The following is a 24,539-nucleotide window of genomic DNA, read 5'->3' as shown; positions in this document are numbered from 1 at the left end:
ACAAGGTTAACGCTGCAATGTGACGCCGACGAGAGGAACTGAGTGAAAGCGTGAAGCAGTGCGCAATCCGCAGATTGCGCACCGGGAAGGTTAGTGCAGGATTTTCGCAAGGAAATCTTTCGCACGCTCGGATTTCGGGTTAGCGAAGAACTCTTCTTTCGGTGAGTCTTCGACAATTTTCCCTTCGTCCATAAATATCACGCGGTTGGCCACTTTACGGGCGAAGCCCATTTCGTGGGTCACCACCATCATGGTCATCCCTTCGTGAGCCAGCTCGACCATTACATCCAGCACTTCGTTGATCATCTCTGGATCGAGCGCCGACGTTGGCTCATCAAACAGCATTGCCACCGGATCCATACACAGCGCGCGGGCGATCGCCACGCGCTGCTGTTGGCCGCCAGAAAGCTGTGCCGGGAACTTATCGGCATGCGCCGAAAGCCCAACGCGTTCCAGCAGCTTCAGACCTTTCTCGCGCGACGCTTTTTTATCACGCTTAAGCACTTTTACCTGCGCCAGCGTCAGGTTCTCAATAATGGAGAGGTGAGGGAACAGCTCAAAATGCTGGAACACCATGCCAACGTGAGAGCGAAGCTGAGCGAGGTTGGTTTTCTTGTCGTTGACCTTGGTGCCGTTGACGACGATCTCACCCTGCTGCACCGGCTCCAGTCCGTTGACGGTTTTGATCAGCGTCGATTTACCGGAGCCGGACGGCCCGCACACCACCACCACGTCGCCTTTTTTGACTTCGGTGGAGCAGTCGGTCAGCACCTGAAAGTGCCCATACCATTTAGAAACATTTTTCAGGGAAATCATTATACCGTCCTTTTCTTCAGCCAGCTGACCAACAGCGACGCGCTTAAACTAATCACAAAATAGACCGCACCCGCGAAGAGCACCATTTCGACCTGCGTACCATCACGTTCACCGATGGTTGACGCGGTACGGAAGAAGTCTGCCAGACTCAGAACGTAGACCAGCGAGGTATCCTGGAACAGGACGATACCCTGGGTCAGCAGGAGCGGAACCATGGCGCGAAACGCCTGCGGCAGAATAATGAGCTGCATGGACTGCCAGTGCGTCATCCCCAGCGCCAGCGCGGCGCTGGATTGCCCGCGGGAGATACTCTGAATGCCAGCTCGGATAATCTCCGAGTAGTAAGCGGCCTCGAACATTGAGAACGCCACCATGGCGGAGATCAGACGGATATCGGTTTTCGGCGAAAGCCCCAGCACGTTCTGCAGGAAACCGGGCACAATCAGGTAAAACCACAGCAGCACCATCACCAGCGGGATGGAACGGAACACGTTAACGTAGGCGGTCGCAAACCAGGCGAGCGGCTTAAAGCTCGACAGGCGCATGACGGCCAGCAGGGTACCCCAGACGATACCAATGATGATGGTGATAACGGTGATTTTTAAGGTAATCACCAGTCCATCAAGCAGGTAAGGCATGGATGGAACGATAGAACTCCAGTCAAATTCGTACATTATTTGCCCCCCAGATTACCCGGCAGGCGGATTTTGCGTTCAACCAGGTTCATCACCAGCATGATGAAAGCGTTAATCAGAACATACGCGAGCGTAATCGCGGTGAAGGATTCCCACGCGTGAGCGGAGTAATCCAGCAGCTTGCCCGCCTGCGCGGCCATGTCGACCAGGCCGATAGTCGAGGCGATGGCCGAGTTTTTCACCAGGTTCATCATCTCGGAGGTCATCGGCGGAACGATAACGCGGTAGGCGTTAGGCAGCAGCACGTAGCGGTAGGTTTGGGGCAGCGTCAGGCCCATTGCCAGGCCCGCGTTTTTTTGTCCACGCGGCAATGACTGAATGGCGGCACGCACCTGCTCGCAAACGCGCGCAGCGGTAAACAGCCCCAGACACATCATGGAGGAGACAAAGAACTGCACGTTCGGATCCAGCTCAGACTTGAACCACATGCCAATATTTTCCGGCAGCAGTTCCGGGATGACCAGATACCAGGTAAAGAATTGCACGATCAGCGGAACGTTACGGAACAGTTCCACATACAGGGTGCCAAGCGTTGAAAGAAAACGGTTAGGGACGGTGCGCAGAATACCGAACAAAGAACCGACAAGAAACGCGATAATCCACGCCGTTATCGATAGTGCCACGGTGACCTGAAAGCCGCTCCACAGCCAGCCAAGATAGGTGGTGTTGCCGAACGGGGCTTGTTGCAGGAATATGCCCCAGTTCCAGTCTATTGACATAATAAACTCCAGAAAAAAAAGGGTAGCAGCGCTACCCTCGAAGATTGGTGAGAAGCTCATTTTTCGCGCTGAGTGGGGAACGACCACTCAACGTATAGTCTGTCCATGCTTCCCGACAATCGAGAGGGCAGGAGATCCCGCCCCTGTAGTTCTAATTAGTTAAGAGCCTTGTCATTTGGTGATTTGAACAGCGCTTTCATGTCGTCAGACAGTTCAAAATTCATGTTCAGGTTTTTTGGTGGAATCGGGTTCTTGAACCACTTGTCGAACCATTTCTCCGCTTCGCCGGAGGTCTGCACCTGAGCGATGGTGTCATCGATCAGCTTTTTGAACTGCGGATCGTCTTTACGCAGCATACAGCCGTAGGCTTCTTTGGACTGCGCGGTACCGACGATATCCCAGTTGTCTGGTTTTTTCGCTTTCGCACGTTCGCCCGCCAGCAGAGCATCATCCATCATAAACGCGACGGCACGACCGCTTTCCAGGGTACGGAAGGAGTCGCCATGGTCTTTCGCGCTGATGATGCGCATATCCATTTTCTTCTCGTCGTTCAGCTTGTGCAGCAGCACTTCTGACGTCGTACCAGAGGTCACAACAACCGCTTTGCCTTTCAGGTCAGCGAAGTCTTTGATCTCGCCGCCTTTTTTCGTCAGCAGACGGGTGCCCACGACAAAGATAGTGTCAGAGAAGGCAGCCTGTTTCTGACGCTCGAGGTTGTTGGTGGTGGAGCCACACTCGAAGTCAAAGGTGCCGTTTTGCAGCAGTGGAATACGGTTCTGTGAAGTGATTGGGATCAGCTTCACCTGCAGGTCAGGTTTGTTCAGCTTTTTCTTCACAGCTTCAACGATGGCGTTGGAGTAATCCTGTGAATAGCCCACGACTTTTTGCGTGTTGTCGTAGTAAGAGAACGGGACTGAAGATTCACGGTGGCCGACCACGATGACGCCGTTTTTGGCAATCTTGTCGAGAGTGCTGCCTGCTGCCGGAGCATCTTCAGCGTGAACCACGCCTGCAGACATTCCCATAACCAGCATTGCTGTGGCCAGTTTACGTAATTGCATACCCAACTCCTTTTTTATCAGCGCCAGCGACGCATTGATACCCATTGTGATGTTGTTATATCTCGCGCAGTGCGAGTGCAGTGTTATGCAAGCTTGTTAACATTTAGTCTGGCTTAATGTAAAGATTTTGCTGCGTTATTGTTTATTTTTGCGAAGCGCGCCGCACCATTCAGAGGCAAATATCTCCCGTTGCACCGTTTCGGTGCTACCGATGATCTACGCTGGTGCGACAAAGTTGCACGTTAAGCCAAACTGCGTTTACCTGAATAAACAAAGCAATAGGCGTGCCAGAATGGGAGTCTGAAGAAAATTGTCGGGTGGCGGCTACGCCACCCGACAACAGAAGGAAAGGTTATTTACGACGCTGACGCAGGCTCATCAGCACCGCGCCAAAGCCGAACAGCGCGGTCAGTACCCACAGCGGCCAGTTGCCGGTGCGCGCGTATGGCGTCAGCCCCGTGGTTGGCGTGACTTTAGTGGTCAGCACCTCGCGGGTAAACTGCGGGATCATCGCCTGAATCTCGCCCTGCGGACCAATCACGGCGGTGATGCCGTTGTTGGTGCTGCGCAGCAGCGGACGCGCCAGCTCCAGAGAGCGCATACGTGCCATCTGGAAGTGCTGCCACGGCCCGATTGACTTACCAAACCAGGCATCGTTGGAGATGGTCAGCAGATAGTCGGTATCCGGGCGGAAGTTATCGCGTACCTGCTCGCCGAGAATGATTTCGTAGCAGATGGCCGCCGTCAGGGCCAGGCCGTGCGCGTGCAGCTGAGGCTGTACGTACGGGCCGCGGCTGAAAGAGGACATCGGCAGGTCAAAGAACGGGGCCAGCGGGCGCAGAATCGACTCCAGCGGGACAAATTCACCAAACGGCACCAGGTGGTTCTTGTTGTACCGGTCAGTGGAGTGGTAGCTGTACTCGCTGTCTTTCCCGAGCGTAATGATGCTGTTGTAGGTGTCGTAGCGGTTCTGCTGATTCAGACGCGCATCGACAATCCCGGTGATCAGCGTGCTGCCCCGAGCCAGCAGCAGGTCGTTCATCATGTTGAGGAACGGCTGCTGGTTGAGCTCCAGATCGGGAATGGCAGATTCCGGCCAGATAATCAGCTGGGATTTACCCATCACCTCTTCGGTGGCGTTGGCGTAGATCTTCAGCGTATTCAGCAGCTCTTTCTCATCCCACTTCATAGACTGCGGGATGTTCCCCTGCACCATGGACACCTGCAGGGTGCGCTCTGGCTCGGGCGTGAACCACTGGATATAGCGCAGCGGGAAGGGCAGGGCAAACAGCACCAGCGCCACAGCCAGCGGCTTCCAGCAGCGTGTGACCAGCGCTAATACCAGCAGGCCGCTCACCACCATCAGCAGGAAGTTAATGGCCTCAACGCCCATGACCGGCGCCAGCCCCTTCAGCGGGCCGTCAATCTGGCTGTAGCCGAACTGTAGCCACGGGAAGCCCGTCAGCACCCAGCCGCGCAGGAACTCGGTTATCTGCCAGACTACCGGCGCGGCAATGGCGACACGTAACCAGGTGGTTTTTGGCCACAGGCGAGAAAGGATGCCGGCGAACAGACCGGTATAGAGCGAGAGATACGCGGCGAGCAATACCACCAGGAAGACGTTTACCGGGCCAGGCATACCGCCAAACTGGGCGATGCTGACATAGACCCAGTTGATACCTGAGCCAAACAGCCCCAGCCCCCAGAAGTAACCGATGGCAGCAGCCTGTACCGGACGACGATTCAGGGTCAGGCCCTGAAGCCCCATCAGGGAGAGAATGGCGGCGGGCCAGATATCGTAAGGAGAAAAAGCCAGCGTACCGCTGGCTCCGAGTAACAGCGCCAGCAGCAAACGGACGCGCTGGCGTTCAAGCAGTGGGGCAAATGCCATTTACATTAATCTTCCAGTTTTGGCACCGGTGAGTCGTCCGGCGTTCTGACGTGAACCTGTATAATACGTCGGCTGTCGGCCATTGCCACTTTGAACTGGTAACCGTCGATGTCAACGGTCTCACCGCGCGCCGGGAGGTGGCCAAAGGCCTGCATCACCAGCCCGCCAATGGTATCGACCTCTTCATCGCTGAAGTGGGTACCGAAGGCGTCGTTGAAGTCCTCGATGGAGGCCAGCGCGCGCACGGTCCAGGTGTGGCGGCTAAGCTGACGGAAGTCGATATCTTCTTCTTCGTCGTACTCGTCTTCGATTTCGCCCACGATCAGCTCAAGAATATCTTCGATCGTGACCAGACCGGAAACGCCACCAAACTCATCAATAACAATCGCCATGTGGTAACGCTGAGAGCGAAATTCTTTCAGCATCCGATCCACACGTTTACTTTCCGGCACAACCACGGCCTGGCGTAACACTTTTTCCATGCTGAAGGCTTCGGCATCGCTGCGCATAAACGGCAGCAGATCTTTCGCCATCAAAATCCCTTCGATGTGATCTTTGTCTTCGCTGATGACCGGGAAACGCGAGTGGGCGGATTCGATGATCACATCGAGGCACTCGTCCAGAGTCTGGTTACGTTTCAGGGTGATCATCTGCGAGCGGGGGATCATGATATCGCGAACGCGCTGGTCGGCGATGTCCATAACCCCTTCGAGCATTTCGCGCGTATCTTCGTCGATAAGGTCGTTCTGCCCGGAATCACGAATCAGCTCCAGCAGCTCATCACGGTTTTTGGGTTCGCCGTGGAAAAGCTGGTTCAGAATGAGGGAGAAAAATCCCTTTTTACTGGTTGTCGTGTCGCTACTGTGTGAATTGTCGTCGCTCATGGCGTTTGTTAAGGGTTCTCTTGTTAGTTCAACGTTTACCGCCACGCGATATCCTTTCGTGGCGGCATGTGAGTCCGTCAGGTGACGGACTATTCTTTCTCGGCAATGTACGGATCCTCATAGCCCAGAGCAAGCATTATCTCTGTCTCGAGGGACTCCATCTCTTCCGCTTCGTCATCTTCAATGTGATCGTAGCCGAGCAGATGCAGGCTGCCGTGTACCACCATATGCGCCCAGTGGGCCTCAAGCGGCTTTTGCTGCTCTTTCGCTTCCTGTTCAACCACCTGACGGCAGATGATCAGATCGCCCAGCAGCGGCATCTCAATGCCCGGAGGCGCTTCAAACGGGAAAGAGAGCACGTTGGTTGGCTTATCTTTCCCGCGATAGGTCAGGTTAAGCTCATGGCTTTCTGCTTCATCCACCAGGCGAATCGTCACTTCTGATTCTTCCTGAAACTGAGGAATAACGGCATCCAGCCATTTCTGAAACTGTGCCTCATCTGGCATGCCGGAATTGTCTTCACAGGCCAGCTGTAAATCGAGGATCACCTGACTCATTTCTGTTCTTGCTCCTGCGCTTCGCGCTTACGTTCTGCGGCCAGTTCGGCCTTACGCTTCTGATCCGCCTCTTCCCAGGCTTCATAGGCGTTAACGATACGCGCGACCACCGGGTGGCGTACCACGTCTTCACTGTGGAAGAAGTTAAAGCTGATTTCGTCGACCTCGGCCAGAACCTCAATCGCGTGGCGCAGTCCTGATTTGGTGCTGCGCGGCAGGTCGATCTGGGTGACGTCACCGGTAATGACCGCTTTCGAGTTAAAGCCGATACGCGTCAGGAACATCTTCATCTGTTCGATGGTGGTGTTCTGGCTCTCATCGAGAATGATGAACGCATCGTTCAGCGTACGACCGCGCATGTAGGCGAGCGGGGCAACTTCGATAACGTTACGCTCAATGAGCTTCTCGACCTTCTCAAAGCCGAGCATCTCGAACAGCGCATCGTATAAAGGACGCAGATACGGGTCGACCTTTTGACTCAGATCGCCCGGCAGGAAGCCCAGCTTTTCGCCCGCTTCGACGGCAGGGCGGGTCAGCAGGATGCGACGGATCTCCTGGCGTTCCAGCGCATCTACCGCAGCGGCAACGGCCAGATAGGTTTTACCCGTACCCGCCGGACCCACGCCGAAGGTGATGTCGTGGTCGAGGATATTGGCGATGTACTGCGCCTGGTTTGGCGTACGCGGCTTAATGACGCCACGTTTGGTCTTGATATTGATTGCTTTACCGTAGTCCGGCACGCTTTCCGCGCTTTGCTCAAGCACGCGCGCCTCTTTAATGGCGAGGTGGATCTGTTCCGGCTCTATATCCTGCGTTTCGCCGCGCATTGGGGCGGTATCAACATACAGGCTACGCAGAATGTCCGCAGCGGCGTTGACGCAGATAGGGCGTCCGGTAAGTTTGAAATGATTATCGCGACGATTGATTTCGATACCCAGACGTCGCTCCAGTTGTTTGATGTTGTCATCAAACGGCCCGCACAGGCTCAGCAGGCGAGCGTTGTCTGCTGGCTCAAGGCTAATTTCACGCGTATCTATATTCAAACTGTTCCTCTTTAATTGTTTAACTGACCCATTGCGATAGGGCGTAATAAAACGGTCATTACCGAAATTATTCACGCCACAGAATAAAGGCGCAAGCGTTGCGGAAGATATTGGGGACGATGAGAGGAAATACAAGGCCTGCCGGAAAGGCAGGCCAGGAGGATTAAGGCTGGTAAATCCCCACGCCAGAATCGTTTTCTTTACGGGTACGAGAGATCACGGATTCCGGTGACTCGGCAATACGCAGGCCCATTTCGTCCTCGGTGCGTACCAGCTTCGCGCGCAGCGAGTTGGTCAGCACTTCAACAATCTCGACGTCCACGAATTTACCGATCATATCCGGGGTGCCTTCAAAGTTCACCACGCGGTTGTTTTCGGTACGACCGGAGAGTTCCATAATGCTCTTGCGGGAGGTGCCTTCCACCAGAATGCGCTGAACGGTGCCGAGCATACGGCGGCTCCACGCGTTGGCCTGCTGGTTAATACGCTCCTGCAGAATATACAGACGCTGCTTTTTCTCTTCTTCCGGCACATCGTCAACCATATCGGCCGCAGGTGTTCCAGGACGCGCAGAGAAGATGAAGCTGTAGCTGACGTCAAAATTCACTTCACCGATGAGCTTCATGGTGCGCTCGAAGTCATCAGCGGTTTCGCCAGGGAAGCCGACGATAAAGTCGGAGCTGATCTGGATATCCGGACGCGCTTCACGCAGCTTACGAATGGTGGACTTGTACTCCAGCACCGTATGCGGGCGGCCCATCAGGTTCAGCACGCGGTCAGAGCCACACTGAATCGGCAGGTGCAGGAAGCTCACCAGCTCTGGCGTATCGCGATACACGTCAATGATGTCGTCGGTAAACTCCATCGGGTGGCTGGTGGTAAAGCGAATGCGGTCGATACCGTCAATCGCGGCCACCAGACGCAGCAGCTCGGCAAAGCTGCCGGTGGTGCCGTCGTAGTTTTCCCCGCGCCAGGCGTTTACGTTCTGGCCCAGCAGATTCACTTCGCGAACGCCCTGTGCGGCAAGCTGCGCAATTTCAAACAGAATATCGTCTGCCGGACGGCTGACTTCTTCACCGCGGGTGTAAGGCACCACGCAGTAAGTGCAGTATTTGTTGCAGCCTTCCATGATGGAGACGAAGGCGGTCGGGCCATCGGCGCGCGGCTCCGGCAGACGGTCAAACTTTTCGATTTCCGGGAAGCTGACGTCAACGACCGGGCTGCGGCTGCCGCGAACCTGATTGATCATCTCTGGCAGGCGGTGCAGGGTCTGAGGACCAAAGACAATATCCACATACGGGGCTCTATGGCGGATCAGCTTACCTTCCTGCGACGCAACGCAGCCACCCACGCCGATGATCAGGTCCGGATTTTTTCGCTTGAGAAGCTTCCAGCGGCCTAACACGTGAAAGACTTTTTCCTGCGCTTTTTCACGAATCGAACAGGTGTTCAGCAGCAGCACGTCCGCTTCTTTCACATTTTCTGTCAGCTGGTATCCGTGGGTTGAATCCAGCAGATCGGCCATCTTGGATGAATCGTATTCGTTCATCTGACAGCCCCAGGTTTTTATATGGAGTTTTTTAGTCATCGACTTGCTCAGCTCAGGATTGCAAGCCGCGTATTGTAATGCTTTGGTGGGGTTGTGACCAGTATGAAGGTTATGTGTCTCAGGACCGCAAAAATCCGGTAAACTTAAGGGATTCTCCAATAAGGAAAATTGACCATGACACTCCTACACACCGAAGTTGCCGTTGTCGGCGGCGGTATGGTCGGCGGCGCGCTGGCGCTGGGGCTGGCGCAGCAGGGATTTGAGGTAACGGTAATCGAACAGGCTGCACCGCCGGCCTTCGATCCCGCCAGCAAACCGGATGTGCGCATTTCCGCTATCAGCGCGGCGTCCGTCGATCTGCTGCGCGGGCTGGGCGTCTGGGAGGCGGTGCTGGCGATGCGCGCGCACCCCTATAGCCGTCTTGAAACCTGGGAGTGGGAAAATGCCCACGTCGCGTTTGATGCCGCTGAGCTAAAGCTGCCGCGCCTGGGTTATATGGTGGAAAACAACGTGCTTCAGCAGGCGCTCTGGCAGGCGCTGGAGGCGCACCCGAAGGTGACGCTGCGCGTTCCGGCGTCGATTAAGGCTCTGCATCCTCAGGAGAGCGGGTATTCGCTGACGCTCGACAGCGGCGATGAACTGGCCGTTAAGCTTGTCGTCGGAGCGGACGGCGCTAACTCGCAGGTCAGACAGATGGCGGGAATTGGCGTTCATGCCTGGCAGTATGAGCAGTCCTGCATGCTGATTACCGTCGAGTGCGAGAATGCGCCGGGAGAAAGCACGTGGCAGCACTTTACGCCGAATGGCCCGCATGCGTTTTTACCGCTGTTTGATAACTGGGCATCGCTGGTCTGGTACGACAAACCGGCACGCATTCGCCAGCTGCAGGGGCTTTCAATGGAACAATTGCAGCGGGAAATTCGCCTGCATTTTCCGAGCCGTCTGGGCAACGTTACGCCGGTGGCTGCCGGGGCGTTTCCCCTCACGCGGCGCCATGCTTTGCAGTATGCCCGTGAAGGGCTGGCGCTGGTGGGCGATGCAGCGCACACCATTCATCCGCTGGCCGGGCAGGGCGTGAATCTGGGGTACCGTGATGTCGATGCGTTACTGGATGTGCTGAGCAGCGCCCGCGGGCACGCGGAAAACTGGGCCAGCCATCAGATTCTGAAGCGTTACCAGACGCGACGCATGGCGGATAACTTTATTATGCAGTCGGGGATGGATCTGTTCTATGCCGGGTTCAGCAATGACTTAGCCCCGGTGCGCATTCTGCGTAATATTGGATTGATGGCAGCGGAGCGTGCAGGTGGTTTGAAGCGTCAGGCGCTGAAATACGCCTTAGGACTTTAGTTTTCATTCCCTCTCCCCGTGGGAGAGGGGCAGGGTGAGGGCATCAGGCCGCACAATACTAACAACAAAAACAAAAAAGCCCGCAGAGCGGGCTTTTTTGTTACTTAAGTGGCTGGGGTGCAGGGATTCGAACCCCGGAATGCTGGTATCAGAAACCAGAGCCTTACCGCTTGGCGACACCCCAATTGCGTTAAACAAACTGCTTAACGACTTTTTAAATTGGCTGGGGTACGAGGATTCGAACCTCGGAATGCCGGAATCAGAATCCGGTGCCTTACCGCTTGGCGATACCCCAACAATTTGTCTTGATTACCGAAAAATCGATAATCTTAATTTGGTGGCTACGACGGGATTCGAACCTGTGACCCCATCATTATGAGTGATGTGCTCTAACCAACTGAGCTACGTAGCCAGTACTGCAATCTTCGATGGCTGGGGTACCTGGATTCGAACCAGGGAATGCCGGTATCAAAAACCGGTGCCTTACCGCTTGGCGATACCCCAATACCGCGGAGAACCGCAAAATCGAAGAAATATGGCTGGGGTACCTGGATTCGAACCAGGGAATGCCGGTATCAAAAACCGGTGCCTTACCGCTTGGCGATACCCCATCCGTGCAACGCTTACCCGGGAATGGTGCGGGAGGCGAGACTTGAACTCGCACACCTTGCGGCGCCAGAACCTAAATCTGGTGCGTCTACCAATTTCGCCACTCCCGCAAAAAAGATGGTGGCTACGACGGGATTCGAACCTGTGACCCCATCATTATGAGTGATGTGCTCTAACCAACTGAGCTACGTAGCCATCTTTTTTCGCGTTACCTTATCGGCGTTGCGGGGCGCATTATGCGTATAGACCCTTGCAGCGTCAACACCTTTTTCAACGAAAATAGCCGGAATGTGACTGTTTGGTTAGGTTGCGAACAGCGTGGCCGAATATTCAGCAATTATTGGTTATTAATCAGATTTAGGCGGTGAAATGTGAGGCAAAAAAATCAGGCCCATGAGGGGCCTGATTGCGATCTGAGTGATTATTTGTAGGCTGACTGATGAACGCCTACCGCGCGTCCTGACGGATCGTTCATGGATTTGAAAGATTCATCCCATTCAATCGCTTTGGCAGAAGAGCAGGCGACGGACGGGCCACCCGGTACGCACTCCGCGGCGCTCGGTACCGGGAACAGCTCTTCAAAAATTTCACGATACAGATAGGCCTCTTTCGAGCCCGGCGTGTTGTACGGGAAGCGGAAGCTCGCGGTTTCCAGCTGTTGGTCAGAAACCTGTTTCGCCGCGACCTCTTTCAGGGTGTCGATCCAGCTATAGCCTACGCCATCAGAGAACTGCTCTTTCTGACGCCATGCCACGCTCGCCGGCAGGTAGGATTCAAAACATTCACGCAGGATATGTTTTTCCATTTTACCGTTGCCGCACATCTTGTCCTGCGGGTTGATGCGCATCGCCACGTCGAGGAATTTCTTATCGAGGAACGGCACGCGCGCTTCCACGCCCCAGGCCGACATCGCTTTGTTGGCACGCGCACAGTCGAACATGTGCAGCGCCTGCAGCTTGCGCACGGTCTCTTCGTGCAGCTCTTTGGCGTTTGGCGCCTTGTGGAAGTACAGGTAGCCGCCAAACACTTCGTCAGACCCTTCACCGGAGAGCACCATCTTGATGCCCATCGCTTTGATCTTACGCGACATCAGGTACATCGGCGTTGAGGCGCGGATAGTGGTTACGTCATAGGTTTCAATGTGATAGATCACATCGCGGATCGCATCCAGACCTTCCTGCACGGTGAAGTGAATCTCATGGTGCACGGTGCCGAGGTGGTTCGCCACTTCCTGCGCGGCTTTCAGGTCAGGTGCGCCTTCCAGGCCAACGGCAAAAGAGTGCAGCTGTGGCCACCAGGCTTCTGAGCGCTCCTGATCTTCCACGCGACGGGCCGCGAATTTCTTGGTGATCGCGGAGATCACGGAGGAGTCCAGACCGCCGGAGAGCAGCACGCCGTACGGCACGTCGGACATCAGGTGGCTTTTCACGGAATCTTCCAGGGCCTGACGCAGCTCGGCTTTGTCCGTGACGTTGTCTTTCACCGCATCATAGTCGAACCAGTCGCGCTGGTAATAGGAGCGGATCTCGCCGTCTTTGCTCCACAGATAGCTGCCCGCCGGGAACTCTTTAATGGTGCGGCATACCGGCACCAGGGCTTTCATTTCAGAGGCGACGTAGAAGTTGCCGTGCTCATCGTGACCCATGTACAGCGGGATAATGCCGATATGGTCACGGCCAATGAGGTAAGCGTCTTTTTCGCTGTCGTACAGGGCGAAGGCAAACATGCCCTGCAGGTCGTCCAGGAACTCGGGCCCTTTCTCCTGATACAGCGCCAGGATCACTTCACAGTCAGAACCGGTCTGGAACGCGTAGCGGTCGCCGTATTCGGCGCGCAGCACCTGGTGGTTGTAGATTTCACCGTTGACAGCCAGCGCGTGCGTTTTTTTCTCGTTATACAGCGGCTGTGCACCGGCGTTGACGTCAACAATAGACAGACGTTCGTGAGCCAGAATCGCTTTGTCACTGGCGTAAACGCCTGACCAGTCCGGACCGCGGTGGCGCATCAGGCGGGACAGTTCGAGTGCCTTTTTACGCAGTTCGCCCGCGTCAGTTTTAATATCCAGTACGCCAAAAATTGAACACATAACCTTCTCCGTTAACCCTGTTGCTTTGTAATGTTGCTTGCTTATGAAAATGCCGCAAAGGGGCAGGGCGCGCAAGCGTTTTACGGGTGAAAACGGAAATAGTGCAATAGTGATTGCGGAATAGTGAAAAAAGAGTACGTCATGGATTCTTTTATTGATGATTGTGCAATAAAACGTGTTTTTTGTTAGATGGTGTTCTGTTTGTGTAGGCTATAAATGAAAAACCACGCCCTGTGGCGTGGTGCGGTATCAGATGATGTCGATTTCATCGACGGAGGGGTAAATCCAGCTTGGCCGGAACGGCATCGAATCAATGTCATCAAGTTGAGAGACGCCGGAGAGGACCAGAATCGTCTCCAGACCCGCCTGAAATCCGGCCAGAATATCGGTGCGCAGGTTGTCGCCGACAATAACGGTTTCTTCAGAGTGGGCCTGCATCTTGTTGAGCGCGGCACGAATGATCCACGGGCTCGGTTTACCGACCACAAACGGCTGACGACCTGAGATTTTTTCGATACCGGCGCACAGCGCGCCGCAGGCCGGATAAAAACCACGGCCGTGCGTATCCGGGTTGGTAGCGATAAAGCGCGCGCCGCTGGCGACAAAGTATGCTGCCTTATGCATCATCTCCCAGTTAAAGGAGCGCGTTTCGCCGACAATCACAAAGTCCGGGTTCACGTCAGTGATGGTAAAGCCAGCTTTGTACAGCTCGTGTATCAGTGCACCTTCACCCACCACGTAGGCTTTTTTCCCTTCCTGACGCTTAAGAAAGTCCGCCGTGGCCATTGCCGAGGTATAAAACACGCTGTCCGGAACGTCGACGCCCGCCGTGGCAAAGCGGTTAGCCAGATCCTGACCGGTTTGGGAAGGGTAGTTCGTGAGCAGAACCAGAGGCATTCCTTTGTCGATGATGCGGTGTAGAAACTCCGCAGCACCCGGCACGGCAACGTTGTCGTGCATCAGCACGCCGTCGATATCACAAATTACATTCTTAATGGTCATGGACAGTCCGACATCAAAAAAAGAAGGCGTTACTATAAGGTCCGATCAACTTTCCAGCAAATGCTGCAGCAGAATTCCGTTGAGCATGGCGCGTTTGACCAGCGCGAACGCGCCGATCGCCGAGCGATGGTCAAGCTTTGAACGAACCACCGGGAGGTTCTGGCGGAATGCTTTCAGCGCCTGGGTGTTAATACAGCCTTCAATGGCGGGGAGCAGCACCTTTTCCGCCTCCACAATTTCACCGGCGATCACCACTTTTTGTGGGTTAAACAGGTTAATGGCGATGGCGATGGTTTTCCCCAGATGACGGCCTACCTGCTCGATCACTTCGCAGGCCAGCGCGTCACCCTTATTGGCGGCTTTGCAGATGGTGCCAATTTTGCAATCGTCCAGCGTGACGCGGCTTTGGTAACCCTGTTCAAGGAGATGGCGAACGCGCTGCTCAATGGCCGTGTTGGCGGCAATCGTTTCAAGACAGCCGAAGTTGCCGCAGTGGCAGCGCTCCCCGAGGGGCTCAACCTGAATGTGGCCAATCTCGCCGACGTTACCGTTGCGACCAATAAAAATACGGCCGTTAGAGATAATACCGGCGCCCGTTCCGCGGTGAACGCGCACCAGAATAGAGTCTTCGCAGTCCTGGCTCGCACCAAAGTAGTGCTCTGCCAGCGCCAGCGAGCGAATGTCGTGGCCCACAAAGCAGGTCACTTTAAAACGCTTTTCCAGCGCGTCGACCAGCCCCCAGTTTTCAACCTGAATGTGCGGCATATAGCGGATCACGCCGCTTTCCGGGTCGACCAGGCCGGGCAGAATCACGGAGATGGCGATGAGTTCGCGGATCTTGCGCTGACAGCTTTCAATAAACTGCGCGATGGTATTCAGCAGCGCATGCTCCAGCGTCTCCTGGGTGCGCTCCGGAAGAGGGTAGTGCTCTTCCGCAATGGCTTTACTGCTCAGATCGTACAGCGTGAGCGTGGTGTCATGACGGCCCAGACGGACGCCAATGGCCTGAAAATTGCGGGTTTCGGTGATAATGGAGATGGCGCGGCGGCCCCCGGTGGAGGCCTGCTGATCGACTTCTTTGATCAGACCGCGCTCAATGAGCTGGCGGGTAATTTTTGTCACGCTGGCGGGAGCAAGCTGGCTTTGTTCGGCTATCTGAATTCGCGAGATTGGTCCGTGCTGGTCAATCAGGCGGTATACCGCCGCACTGTTAAGTTGTTTAACGAGATCGACATTACCGATTTGAGCTTGTCCGCCAGGTGTCATACTTTTACTTACTCAGTGACGACCTCGTTACCATTAACGATGGTCTTAATAATTTTATAATCGTGTGTGAATGCCGTCAGGTTTGCAACCATACCTGGTGCAATTCCGCCAAGCTGTTTATCCACGCCCATTGCGCGAGCCGGATAAAGGGTTGCCATACGCAGGACTTCATCAAGCGCAATCCCGCAATGTTCAACCAGGTTACGCACCCCTTCAATCATGGTCAAAGAGGAACCGCTCAGCGTACCGTTTTCATCCACACACAGTCCATTGCGGTAGTATATTGTTTTACCGGCAAAAATGAACTGCTCAATATTTGCACCTGCCGGTGCGGTGGCATCCGTCACCAGACAAAGCTTGTCACCTTTCAGCCGCTTAGCGTTGCGGATGTTGGTGTAATCGACATGCATGCCGTCAGCAATAATGCCGCAGTAGACGTCTGGCTCATCCAGAATCGCCCCGACCAGACCCGGTTCACGGCCTGTGATATACGGCATGGCGTTGTATAGGTGCGTTGCGAAGGTAATCCCCGCGCGGAAACCGGCTTTCGCTTCTTTCAGCGTCGCGTTTGAGTGACCTGCTGAAACGATAATCCCGGCACCAGCCAGTTTGCTGATGACATCCGTACCCGTCATTTCAGGCGCCAGCGTCACTTTGACGATCACATCGGCGTTCGCACACATGTAGTCAACCAGCTCCGCATCAGGTTTACGCACGTAATTCGGGTTATGCGTTCCTTTCTTGACCATATTCAGCCATGGCCCTTCAAGGTGCAGACCCAGCGCCTGGTTAGGGTATTTGGCCAGGTATTCGCGCATCACGCGGATACCCTGCTTCATGAGGTCATCACTGCTGGTGATGAGCGTTGGCAAATAGCTGGTGCAGCCCGATTTCTCGTTGGCTTTCTGCATGATCTCCAGCGTTTCGACCGTCACAGCATCCGCGGTGTCATTGAATTGCACACCGCCGCAGCCGTTGAGCTGTACGTCGATGAAACCGGGGGAGATTACTGCTCCATTGAGTGAGCGCTGTTCAATCTCCGGCGGCAGTTCTGCCAGCGGGCAAACACGTTCAATCAGGCCATCAGCGATAACAATCGCATGGTCATCCAGAATTTCATGGCCGGTATAAATCCGACCGTGGGTTAAAGCGTACATAACGACCCCCGGTTAAAAAAAGCGGCCGCCTCTTGGTGAAGAGGCGGTTATTCAATTACAGACCTTTGATGTTCTCAGCTTCTAACTCGTTGAAGTATTTCAGCGTTTTAACCTTCAGCTCCATCGTGGACGGTTCGTCACAGACGATGACTGATTTCGGATGCAGCTGCAGGCAGCTGATGGTCCACATATGGTTTACGTTGCCTTCAACGGCAGCCTGGAGCGCTTGCGCTTTCACGCCGCCCAGCACCAGAATCATCACTTCTTCGGCATCCAGCAGGGTGCCTACGCCAACGGTCAGGGCGTATTTTGGAACCTGGTTAACATCGCCGTCAAAGAAGCGGGAGTTTGCCACGCGCGTGTCATGGGTCAGCGTTTTAATACGGGTGCGGGAAGCCAGAGATGACGCCGGTTCGTTGAACGCGATATGACCATCGTTGCCCACGCCACCCATGAACAGGTGGATCTTACCGTAAGAACGGATTTTTTCTTCATACTGACGGCATTCTGCGTCAATATCAGGCGCGTTTCCATTCAGCAGGTTAATATTTTCAGATGGAATATCAACGTGATCAAAGAAATTGCGGTGCATAAAGCTATGGTAGCTTTCCGGGTGGTCTTTCGGTAAGCCAACGTATTCATCCATATTGAAGGTTACAACATGTTTGAAGCTAACCTGGCCTGCTTTATGCATCTCAACCAGCGCCTTATAGGCGGTCAGCGGCGTGCCGCCTGTCGGAAGTCCAAGAACGAAAGGACGATCTGCGGTCGGTTTAAAGGCGTTAATGCGGTTAACGATATGGCGAGCGGCCCATTTACCGACTTGTTCAGCAGTTGCCAGGGGAATCAGTCTCATTGTTCACCTCAAGAGTTAAAGTAGAAGAGTGGGCGGATGGCTATCGGAACCTGATACTTAAGCGTAACCTGGAAACTTTCAGGCCGGATCAATCCGTCTTGATTTTTTGAATGATAAAATAAGTTTTCGCTGTTAGCCAGTATAAGGGAGGGTAAATAACGATATTTGGTGACAAAAATCACAAAAAGTACGCGTTTAATTTGCGATACGAATTAATTTTTCACACACTCACAATGCCAGTGAAGCATCAACTGTATCTATAGTTCGTGACACAATAAAAAACAGAGCTGAGAACATGCCTTAAACGGGGTCTCATAGGGGGAAGAAAGTGAGTATTCTAGGTTATTTACAAAAGGTTGGCCGCGCGCTTATGGTGCCGGTCGCCACGCTGCCTGCCGCAGCCATCCTGATGGGTGTCGGCTACTGGATCGACCCCAACGGCTGGGGTAATACCAGCGCGCTGGCGGCGTTCTTTATCAAGTCGGGTTCCGCCATTATCGACAACATGTCCGTGTTGTTCGCGATTGGTGTGGCTTACGGTATGTCCAAAGACAAAGACGGCGCCGCTGCGCTGACCGGTTTTGTCGGTTTCCTCGTGTTAACCACCCTCTGCTCGCCTGCAGCGGTGGCCATGATCCAAAAAATTCCGGCGGACCAGGTTCCGGCGGCGTTCGGTAAGATCAGCAACCAGTTTGTCGGTATCCTTGTGGGTATCATCTCCGCCGAACTGTATAACCGCTTCAGCAGCGTAGAGCTGCCGAAAGCGCTCTCCTTCTTTAGCGGTCGCCGCCTGGTTCCTATCCTGACCTCGTTTGTGATGATCGTTGTCGCGTTCATCATGATGTACGTCTGGCCGATGATCTTCGACGGCCTGGTGAACTTCGGTGAGCACATCCAGAAACTGGGTTCTGTCGGTGCGGGCGTGTACGCGTTCTTCAACCGTCTGCTGATCCCGGTCGGTCTGCACCACGCGCTGAACTCCGTATTCTGGTTCGACGTTGCCGGTATTAACGATATCCCTAACTTCCTGGGTGGCGCACAGTCCATCGAAGCAGGTAAAGCGGTTGTCGGTATCACCGGTCGTTACCAGGCGGGCTTCTTCCCGATCATGATGTTTGGTCTGCCGGGTGCTGCGCTGGCTATCTACCACTGCGCGCGTCCAGAGAACAAAGCGAAAGTGCTGGGTATCATGATGGCGGGGGCGTTCGCGGCCTTCTTCACCGGTATCACCGAGCCGCTGGAGTTCTCCTTCATGTTCGTGGCGCCGGTTCTGTATGTGATCCACGCCGTGCTGACCGGTATCTCCGTGTTCATCGCTGCCAGCATGCACTGGATTGCCGGTTTCGGCTTCAGCGCCGGTCTGGTGGATATGGTGCTGTCGTCCCGTAACCCGCTGGCGACCCACTGGTGGATGCTGATCCCGCAAGGTCTGGTGTTCTTCGCGATCTACTACATGGTGTTCCGTTTCACTATCACCAAATTCAACCTGATGACCCCGGGTCGTGAACTGGCCGTGGCCGGTAGCGAAGCGGATGGTCAGGATGTGAACGTGAGCGGTGCTCAGGATCAGGACGTTTCAGGCCTGGCGCGTCAGTATATCGCCGCTGTCGGCGGTTCTGACAACCTGACCGGTATCGACGCCTGTATCACTCGTCTGCGTCTGAACGTCAAAGACTCTTCCCTGGTGAACGAAGCGCTGGCTAAACGTCTTGGTGCTTCCGGTGTTATTCGCCTGAACAAAACCAGCGTGCAAATTATCGTTGGCTTCGTGGCAGAGAAAATTGCTAACGCCATGAAAACCACCGGTCCGGTAGCCGCAGCAGAAGCTTCTGCCGCCCCTGCCGCCGCGCCAGCGGCTGCAAAACCGCAGGCGGTACCTAACGCGAAAACGGTCGCCGCGCTGGTTTCACCGGTAACAGGTGAAGTGGTTGCGATTGAGCAGGTGCCTGATGAAGCCTTCGCCAGCAAAGCGGTGGGTGACGGTGTGGCGGTGAAACCAACGGAAAAAATCGTTGTGTCTCCGGCGGCCGGTACCATCGTGAAAATCTTCAACACCAACCACGCGTTCTGCCTCGAAACCGAAAATGGCGCGGAGATCGTTGTCCATATGGGTATCGATACCGTCGCGCTGAACGGTCAGGGCTTTACTCGCCTGGTGGAAGAGGGCGCTGAAGTGGTGGCCGGGCAGCCGATTCTGGAAATGGATCTGGACTTCCTGAACGCCAACGCGCGCTCCATGATAAGTCCGGTCGTTTGCAGCAACATCGACGACTTCAGTGGCCTGGTCATTCAGGCGAAAGGTCAGGTTGTTGCGGGGCAAACGCCGCTGTATGAGATTAAAGGCAAGTAATCGCTCCTGAGTAGAGTCATGCCTTAAGCGGCGGGGGATATCCTCCGCCGCTTTTTTTTGCAGCAAAAGCCCCCATTATTTTCTTCAGAGACGTTTTAAGGGTTGTCACTACGTCCGGCTTATAAGATCATATGCCGTTATACGTTGTTTACGCTTTGAGGAATCCACGATGAGTGAGGCAGAAGCCCGCCCGAGTAACTTTATTCGTCAGATCATCGATGAAGATCTGGCCAGTGGTAAGCACACCACAGTTCATACCCGCTTCCCGCCGGAGCCGAACGGCTACCTGCATATCGGGCATGCGAAGTCCATCTGCCTGAACTTTGGCATTGCGCAAGACTACCAGGGACAGTGCAACCTGCGTTTCGATGACACCAACCCAGTAAAAGAAGACATCGAATACGTTGAGTCCATCAAGAATGACGTGCAATGGCTGGGCTTCAACTGGTCTGGCGATATCTGCTACTCCTCTGACTATTTTGATCAGCTGTACGCCTACGCGGTTGAACTGATCAACAAGGGGCTGGCGTATGTTGACGAACTGTCTGCTGATGAAATCCGTGAATATCGCGGTACGCTGACCGCGCCGGGCAAAAACAGCCCGTTCCGCGATCGCAGCGTGGAAGAGAACCTGGCGCTGTTTGAAAAAATGCGTGCCGGCGGCTTCGAAGAAGGCAAAGCGTGCCTGCGTGCCAAAATCGACATGGCGTCTCCGTTCATCGTGATGCGCGATCCGGTGCTGTACCGCATTAAGTTTGCGGAACACCATCAGACCGGCAACAAGTGGTGCATCTATCCGATGTACGACTTTACCCACTGCATCAGCGATGCGCTGGAAGGCATTACGCACTCTCTGTGTACGCTGGAGTTCCAGGACAACCGTCGTCTGTACGACTGGGTTCTGGATAACATCACCATTCCTGTGCATCCGCGCCAGTACGAGTTCTCTCGTCTGAATCTGGAATACACCGTGATGTCCAAGCGTAAGCTGAACCTGCTGGTGACCGACAAGCACGTTGAGGGCTGGGATGACCCACGTATGCCAACCATCTCGGGTCTGCGTCGTCGTGGATACACTGCCGCCTCTATTCGTGAGTTCTGCAAGCGTATCGGCGTGACCAAGCAGGACAACACCATTGAGATGGCTTCCCTGGAATCCTGCATTCGCGAAGATCTCAACGAAAACGCTCCGCGCGCGATGGCGGTTATCGATCCGGTGAAGCTGGTTATCGAAAACTATCCGCAGGGTGAAAGCGAGCTGGTCTCCATGCCTAACCATCCGAACAAACCGGAAATGGGAAGCCGTGATGTGCCGTTCAGCGGCGAGATCTGGATTGACCGCGCTGACTTCCGCGAAGAAGCCAACAAGCAGTACAAGCGTCTGGTGCTGGGTAAAGAAGTGCGTCTGCGTAACGCCTACGTCATCAAAGCCGAGCGCGTAGAGAAAGATGCAGAAGGGAATATCACCACCATCTTCTGTTCTTATGACGCTGAAACGTTGAGCAAAGATCCTGCAGACGGCCGCAAGGTGAAGGGCGTTATTCACTGGGTGAGCGCTTCCCACGCGCTGCCGGTAGAAATTCGCCTGTACGATCGCCTGTTCAGCGTGCCTAACCCTGGTGCTGCGGAAGACTTCCTGGCGACCATCAACCCGGAATCTCTGGTGATCAAGCAGGGTTATGCGGAGCCTTCTCTGAAAGCCGCTGAAGCGGGCAAAGCGTTCCAGTTCGAACGTGAAGGTTACTTCTGCCTGGACAGCCGTTACAGCACGGCGGAAAAACCGGTATTCAACCGTACCGTAGGCCTGCGTGATACCTGGACGAAGATCGGCGAATAATATTGCTGGTCTGGTCAATGAGAGACAAACGCCGCACCATGCGGCGTTTTTTTATTTAACGATCAGGGTATTAAGACAGGGCCTAAAAAGGTGTGATAAAAATATCAGGTCAATGAGGTGCTACTTATTTTTTTAAAAAAAGTTTGTGTCATTACGAAAAACAAAAAGGTGATAAAAAAGGAAAGATAATCCACGTCTAGCCACTGAAATACCTGATAATTCCCCGCCATTGCTCGCCTCTCTGCAAATGTTACAAATCACTACCAATTATGTGCACTTCGTCATAATCCTGACTTTTGCCCGCTAAAAAGCATTGATAATTCGCGTCGCGAAAAATAACCTAAAGACGGTAGTTAATTCGAGGGTATTTAAAACTACCCCTGACCATTTGGTCTTTTTTATTTACGCCGCTTCAGGCGTTTTAATTCGTCAAAGAGGAATAATCTATGCGTACGTTCAGTGGCAAACGTAGTGCGCTGGCGCTGGCTATTGCCGGTGTGACAGCAATGTCGGGCCTGGTGGTGACACCAGAGGCGAAAGCGGCAGGCTTCATCGACGATTCTACCCTCACGGGCGGTATTTATTACTGGCAGCGTGAACGTGACCGTAAAGACGTCACCGAAGACAAATACAAAACCAACCTTTCTCACTCCACCTGGAACGCCAACCTGGACTTCCAGTCAGGCTATGCCGCGGATATGTTCGGTCTGGATATTGCTGCGTTTACCGCGATTGAAATGGCGGAAAACGGTGACAGCGCCCACCCGAACGAAATTGCCTTCTCCTCCAGCAACAAAGCCTATAAAGAAGACTGGTCCGGGGATAAGAGCGGTATCAGCCTTTATAAAGCCGCTGCAAAATTTAAATACGGTCCGGTTTGGGCGCGCGGTGGTTATATTCAGCCAACCGGTCAGACTCTGTTAGCGCCGCACTGGAGCTTTATGCCGGGTACCTATCAGGGTGCAGAAGCCGGGGCGAATTTTGACTACGGTGATGCGGGGGCGTTGAGCTTCTCCTATATGTGGACCAACGAGTACAAAGCGCCGTGGCACATTGAAATGGACAAGTTCTACTAGAACGATAAAAAAACCAAAGTCGATTACCTGCACTCGCTGGGCGCGAAGTACGACTTCAAAAACGATCTGGTGCTTGAAGCGGCATTCGGTCAGGCACAAGGCTATGTCGATCAATATTTTGCCAAGGCCAGCTACAAATTTGATGTCGCGGGTAGCCCGCTGAGCACCAGCTACCAGTTCTACGGTACGCGCGACAAGGTCAGCAACGGTGGCGTCAACGACATTTATGACGGCACCGCGTGGCTGCAGGCGTTAACCTTCGGCTATAAGGTTGGTCAGGTTGATTTGCGTCTGGAAGGCACATGGGTGAAGGCGGAAGGGCAGCAGGGCTACTTCCTGCAGCGTATGACCCCGACCTACGCCTCCTCCAACGGTCGTCTTGATATCTGGTGGGATAACCGCTCTGACTTCAACGCCGACGGTGAGAAAGCGGTCTTCTTTGGCGCAATGTATGACCTGAAAAACTGGAACCTGCCGGGCTGGGCCGTGGGTGCCTCTTACGCTTACGCCTGGGACGCAAAACCTGCCGATATGGCCACGCCGGACGCATACTACGATCCCAACTATCGCCTGAAAGAGTCTTCCTACAGCCTCGATGCTATCTATACCCTGCAGGATGGCCGCGCGAAAGGCACGATGTTCAAACTTCACTTCACTCAGTATGACAACCACTCCGATATCCCGAGCTATGCGGGCGGTTACGGCAACATCTTCCAGGATGAACGTGACGTGAAATTCATGGTTATTGCCCCATTCACCATCTTCTGATGAACGCACCGGCGGGCTGAGTCCCGCCGGTATGGAGACTGTACATGATGAAAAAAATCGTAATCGTCGCGTTGCTGGCATCAGGGCTGGTGGCGTGTGCTCAGAATCAGGCGCCGAAAGAGGACTCCCGTCTGAAGGAGGCGTATAGCGCCTGCATAAATACTGCGGAAGGATCGCCGGAGAAAATTCAAGCCTGTCAGAGCGTGCTGAACGTGCTGAAGAAAGAGAAAGCGCATGAGCAGTTCGCGACGCAGGAGAACGTCCGCGTGATGGATTACCAGGCCTGTATCCAGGCGCGTAAAACCGGTAACGATCAGGAAGTGGCGAAGCGTTGCGATAAGATCTGGAACGAGATACGCAATAACAATAAATAAGTGCTTTACGCCCGGTGGCGCTGCGCTTGCCGGGCCTACAAAGGTGTCATAGCCCGTAGGCCCGGCAAGCGCAGCGCCACCGGGCTTTTTCAGGCAAAAAAAAAGCCAACCTTGCGGCTGGCTCAGAGTATGAATACTGATTATTTCGCGTCGTGCGCGTGGTCGTCTTCGCGGCAGTCGCCTTCAGCGCAGTGACCGTAAAGATACAGGCTGTGGTTCGTCAGGCGGATGCCATGACGCGCCGCGATTTCACGCTGGCGTGATTCAATGGAATCATCGCTGAATTCAATGACCTTGCCGCAATCGAGGCAGATCAGGTGATCGTGGTGCTGCTGCTGGGTCAGTTCGAAAACAGATTTACCGCCTTCGAAATTATGACGGGTAACAATGCCCGCGTCATCAAACTGGTTCAGCACGCGATAGACGGTAGCCAGCCCGATCTCTTCACCCATGTCGATAAGACGTTTATAGAGGTCTTCCGCACTGACATGGTGATTGTCTGGACCCTGAAGCACTTCAAGGATTTTTAACCGAGGAAGCGTAACTTTCAGGCCAGCCTTCTTTAATGCGGTATTGTTGTCAGTCATGCGGAA

19 protein-coding genes, 7 tRNA genes and 1 pseudogene are annotated in these 24,539 nt (G+C 54.3%); 5 read left to right on the top strand and 22 right to left on the bottom strand.

Going from position 1 to position 24,539, the window contains the following annotated elements; genetic code table 11:
* Window positions 1-90 precede the first annotated feature (90 nt).
* From AC1VYI_RS18425 to miaB, 9 genes are all read right to left on the bottom strand, one after another.
* On the bottom strand, window positions 91-816 hold the full coding sequence (locus tag AC1VYI_RS18425; RefSeq protein ID WP_014883001.1) for an amino acid ABC transporter ATP-binding protein: 726 nt from the start codon (window positions 814-816) through the stop codon (window positions 91-93).
* Window positions 816-1,490 carry a glutamate/aspartate ABC transporter permease GltK gene (gltK, locus tag AC1VYI_RS18420; protein WP_134866659.1) on the bottom strand — a complete coding sequence of 225 codons (675 nt, stop codon included), beginning with the start codon at window positions 1,488-1,490 and terminating at the stop codon, window positions 816-818. The genes AC1VYI_RS18425 and gltK overlap by 1 nt, the downstream gene beginning before the upstream one ends.
* Window positions 1,490-2,230 carry an amino acid ABC transporter permease gene (locus AC1VYI_RS18415; protein ID WP_023310756.1) on the bottom strand — a complete coding sequence of 247 codons (741 nt, stop codon included), beginning with the start codon at window positions 2,228-2,230 and terminating at the stop codon, window positions 1,490-1,492. The genes gltK and AC1VYI_RS18415 overlap by 1 nt, the downstream gene beginning before the upstream one ends.
* Before the next feature lie 155 nt (window positions 2,231-2,385).
* Complete coding sequence (locus AC1VYI_RS18410) at window positions 2,386-3,291, bottom strand: amino acid ABC transporter substrate-binding protein (protein WP_008501049.1); 906 nt, start codon at window positions 3,289-3,291, stop codon at window positions 2,386-2,388.
* 352 nt (window positions 3,292-3,643) lie between these two features.
* A complete protein-coding gene (lnt, locus tag AC1VYI_RS18405; RefSeq protein WP_134866658.1) occupies window positions 3,644-5,182 on the bottom strand; it encodes an apolipoprotein N-acyltransferase in 1,539 nt (512 codons plus the stop codon).
* A gap of 5 nt (window positions 5,183-5,187) precedes the next feature.
* Window positions 5,188-6,066 (bottom strand): CNNM family magnesium/cobalt transport protein CorC, encoded by an 879-nt coding sequence (gene corC / locus AC1VYI_RS18400; RefSeq protein WP_021242574.1) that lies wholly within the window; start codon window positions 6,064-6,066, stop codon window positions 5,188-5,190.
* Window positions 6,067-6,155: 89 nt separating this feature from the next.
* On the bottom strand, window positions 6,156-6,623 hold the full coding sequence (ybeY, locus tag AC1VYI_RS18395; protein ID WP_008501052.1) for an rRNA maturation RNase YbeY: 468 nt from the start codon (window positions 6,621-6,623) through the stop codon (window positions 6,156-6,158).
* A complete protein-coding gene (locus AC1VYI_RS18390) occupies window positions 6,620-7,666 on the bottom strand; it encodes a PhoH family protein (RefSeq protein ID WP_023310759.1) in 1,047 nt (348 codons plus the stop codon). Before AC1VYI_RS18390 ends, ybeY begins: the two co-directional genes overlap by 4 nt.
* Before the next feature lie 163 nt (window positions 7,667-7,829).
* Entirely contained in the window at window positions 7,830-9,254 is a 1,425-nt protein-coding gene (miaB, locus tag AC1VYI_RS18385) for a tRNA (N6-isopentenyl adenosine(37)-C2)-methylthiotransferase MiaB (protein WP_134866657.1), read from the bottom strand.
* A gap of 135 nt (window positions 9,255-9,389) precedes the next feature.
* Between miaB and ubiF the strand changes: the two genes are divergently transcribed.
* The gene (gene ubiF, locus AC1VYI_RS18380) at window positions 9,390-10,565 is read left to right on the top strand and encodes a 3-demethoxyubiquinol 3-hydroxylase (RefSeq protein WP_047173422.1); all 1,176 of its coding nucleotides are present in this window, start codon (window positions 9,390-9,392) and stop codon (window positions 10,563-10,565) included.
* A 109-nt stretch (window positions 10,566-10,674) separates the two neighbouring features.
* Here ubiF and AC1VYI_RS18375 read toward each other — a convergent pair.
* The 12 genes from AC1VYI_RS18375 to nagB form a co-directional block, all read right to left on the bottom strand.
* A tRNA-Gln gene (locus AC1VYI_RS18375) sits at window positions 10,675-10,749 on the bottom strand.
* Window positions 10,750-10,785: 36 nt separating this feature from the next.
* A tRNA-Gln gene (locus tag AC1VYI_RS18370) sits at window positions 10,786-10,860 on the bottom strand.
* 40 nt (window positions 10,861-10,900) lie between these two features.
* Window positions 10,901-10,977 (bottom strand) — tRNA-Met (locus AC1VYI_RS18365).
* 17 nt (window positions 10,978-10,994) lie between these two features.
* A tRNA-Gln gene (locus AC1VYI_RS18360) sits at window positions 10,995-11,069 on the bottom strand.
* A 32-nt stretch (window positions 11,070-11,101) separates the two neighbouring features.
* A tRNA-Gln gene (locus tag AC1VYI_RS18355) sits at window positions 11,102-11,176 on the bottom strand.
* A gap of 23 nt (window positions 11,177-11,199) precedes the next feature.
* Window positions 11,200-11,284 (bottom strand) — tRNA-Leu (locus tag AC1VYI_RS18350).
* Between the two features lie 8 nt (window positions 11,285-11,292).
* Window positions 11,293-11,369, bottom strand: a tRNA-Met gene (locus AC1VYI_RS18345).
* 226 nt (window positions 11,370-11,595) lie between these two features.
* Complete coding sequence (asnB, locus tag AC1VYI_RS18340; RefSeq protein ID WP_045402165.1) at window positions 11,596-13,260, bottom strand: asparagine synthase B; 1,665 nt, start codon at window positions 13,258-13,260, stop codon at window positions 11,596-11,598.
* 249 nt (window positions 13,261-13,509) lie between these two features.
* Complete coding sequence (nagD, locus tag AC1VYI_RS18335; RefSeq protein WP_023310763.1) at window positions 13,510-14,262, bottom strand: ribonucleotide monophosphatase NagD; 753 nt, start codon at window positions 14,260-14,262, stop codon at window positions 13,510-13,512.
* A gap of 45 nt (window positions 14,263-14,307) precedes the next feature.
* Complete coding sequence (nagC, locus tag AC1VYI_RS18330; protein WP_021242995.1) at window positions 14,308-15,528, bottom strand: DNA-binding transcriptional regulator NagC; 1,221 nt, start codon at window positions 15,526-15,528, stop codon at window positions 14,308-14,310.
* 8 nt (window positions 15,529-15,536) lie between these two features.
* Window positions 15,537-16,685 (bottom strand): N-acetylglucosamine-6-phosphate deacetylase, encoded by a 1,149-nt coding sequence (gene nagA, locus AC1VYI_RS18325; protein ID WP_134866656.1) that lies wholly within the window; start codon window positions 16,683-16,685, stop codon window positions 15,537-15,539.
* A 55-nt stretch (window positions 16,686-16,740) separates the two neighbouring features.
* Window positions 16,741-17,541, bottom strand: coding sequence for a glucosamine-6-phosphate deaminase (nagB, locus tag AC1VYI_RS18320; RefSeq protein ID WP_023310765.1), 801 nt, complete (start codon window positions 17,539-17,541; stop codon window positions 16,741-16,743).
* A 328-nt stretch (window positions 17,542-17,869) separates the two neighbouring features.
* Between nagB and nagE the strand changes: the two genes are divergently transcribed.
* The 4 genes and pseudogenes from nagE to chiQ all read left to right on the top strand — a co-directional run bounded on the left by nagE (window position 17,870) and on the right by chiQ (window position 23,946).
* A complete protein-coding gene (nagE, locus tag AC1VYI_RS18315; RefSeq protein WP_071949254.1) occupies window positions 17,870-19,891 on the top strand; it encodes an N-acetylglucosamine-specific PTS transporter subunit IIBC in 2,022 nt (673 codons plus the stop codon).
* Between the two features lie 169 nt (window positions 19,892-20,060).
* Window positions 20,061-21,728: a glutamine--tRNA ligase gene (gene glnS, locus AC1VYI_RS18310; protein WP_023310767.1), complete on the top strand. Its 1,668-nt coding sequence runs from the start codon at window positions 20,061-20,063 to the stop codon at window positions 21,726-21,728.
* Between the two features lie 446 nt (window positions 21,729-22,174).
* Window positions 22,175-23,572 (top strand): annotated as a pseudogene (chiP, locus tag AC1VYI_RS18305) (chitoporin ChiP).
* A gap of 47 nt (window positions 23,573-23,619) precedes the next feature.
* Entirely contained in the window at window positions 23,620-23,946 is a 327-nt protein-coding gene (gene chiQ, locus AC1VYI_RS18300) for a ChiQ/YbfN family lipoprotein (protein WP_032668313.1), read from the top strand.
* 140 nt (window positions 23,947-24,086) lie between these two features.
* Here chiQ and fur read toward each other — a convergent pair whose 3' ends face one another.
* Window positions 24,087-24,533, bottom strand: coding sequence for a ferric iron uptake transcriptional regulator (fur, locus tag AC1VYI_RS18295; RefSeq protein ID WP_023310771.1), 447 nt, complete (start codon window positions 24,531-24,533; stop codon window positions 24,087-24,089).
* Window positions 24,534-24,539: the final 6 nt, after the last annotated feature.

Source organism: Enterobacter sp. QK-SA4, assembly GCF_056856775.1.
The sequence above is the reverse complement of the archived record's forward strand: the minus strand, read 5'-3'. Positions and strand labels throughout refer to the sequence as shown.

Coding starts and splice junctions, on each gene's coding strand:
- miaB (WP_134866657.1), bottom strand. CDS start 9,254: ATGACTAAAAAACTCCATATAAAAACCTGGGGCTGTCAGATGAACGAA.
- nagD (WP_023310763.1), bottom strand. CDS start 14,262: ATGACCATTAAGAATGTAATTTGTGATATCGACGGCGTGCTGATGCAC.
- fur (WP_023310771.1), bottom strand. CDS start 24,533: ATGACTGACAACAATACCGCATTAAAGAAGGCTGGCCTGAAAGTTACG.
- AC1VYI_RS18425 (WP_014883001.1), bottom strand. CDS start 816: ATGATTTCCCTGAAAAATGTTTCTAAATGGTATGGGCACTTTCAGGTG.
- glnS (WP_023310767.1), top strand. CDS start 20,061: ATGAGTGAGGCAGAAGCCCGCCCGAGTAACTTTATTCGTCAGATCATC.
- gltK (WP_134866659.1), bottom strand. CDS start 1,490: ATGTACGAATTTGACTGGAGTTCTATCGTTCCATCCATGCCTTACCTG.
- ybeY (WP_008501052.1), bottom strand. CDS start 6,623: ATGAGTCAGGTGATCCTCGATTTACAGCTGGCCTGTGAAGACAATTCC.
- nagC (WP_021242995.1), bottom strand. CDS start 15,528: ATGACACCTGGCGGACAAGCTCAAATCGGTAATGTCGATCTCGTTAAA.
- lnt (WP_134866658.1), bottom strand. CDS start 5,182: ATGGCATTTGCCCCACTGCTTGAACGCCAGCGCGTCCGTTTGCTGCTG.
- ubiF (WP_047173422.1), top strand. CDS start 9,390: ATGACACTCCTACACACCGAAGTTGCCGTTGTCGGCGGCGGTATGGTC.
- nagB (WP_023310765.1), bottom strand. CDS start 17,541: ATGAGACTGATTCCCCTGGCAACTGCTGAACAAGTCGGTAAATGGGCC.
- asnB (WP_045402165.1), bottom strand. CDS start 13,260: ATGTGTTCAATTTTTGGCGTACTGGATATTAAAACTGACGCGGGCGAA.
- AC1VYI_RS18415 (WP_023310756.1), bottom strand. CDS start 2,230: ATGTCAATAGACTGGAACTGGGGCATATTCCTGCAACAAGCCCCGTTC.
- corC (WP_021242574.1), bottom strand. CDS start 6,066: ATGAGCGACGACAATTCACACAGTAGCGACACGACAACCAGTAAAAAG.
- chiQ (WP_032668313.1), top strand. CDS start 23,620: ATGAAAAAAATCGTAATCGTCGCGTTGCTGGCATCAGGGCTGGTGGCG.
- nagA (WP_134866656.1), bottom strand. CDS start 16,685: ATGTACGCTTTAACCCACGGTCGGATTTATACCGGCCATGAAATTCTG.
- AC1VYI_RS18410 (WP_008501049.1), bottom strand. CDS start 3,291: ATGCAATTACGTAAACTGGCCACAGCAATGCTGGTTATGGGAATGTCT.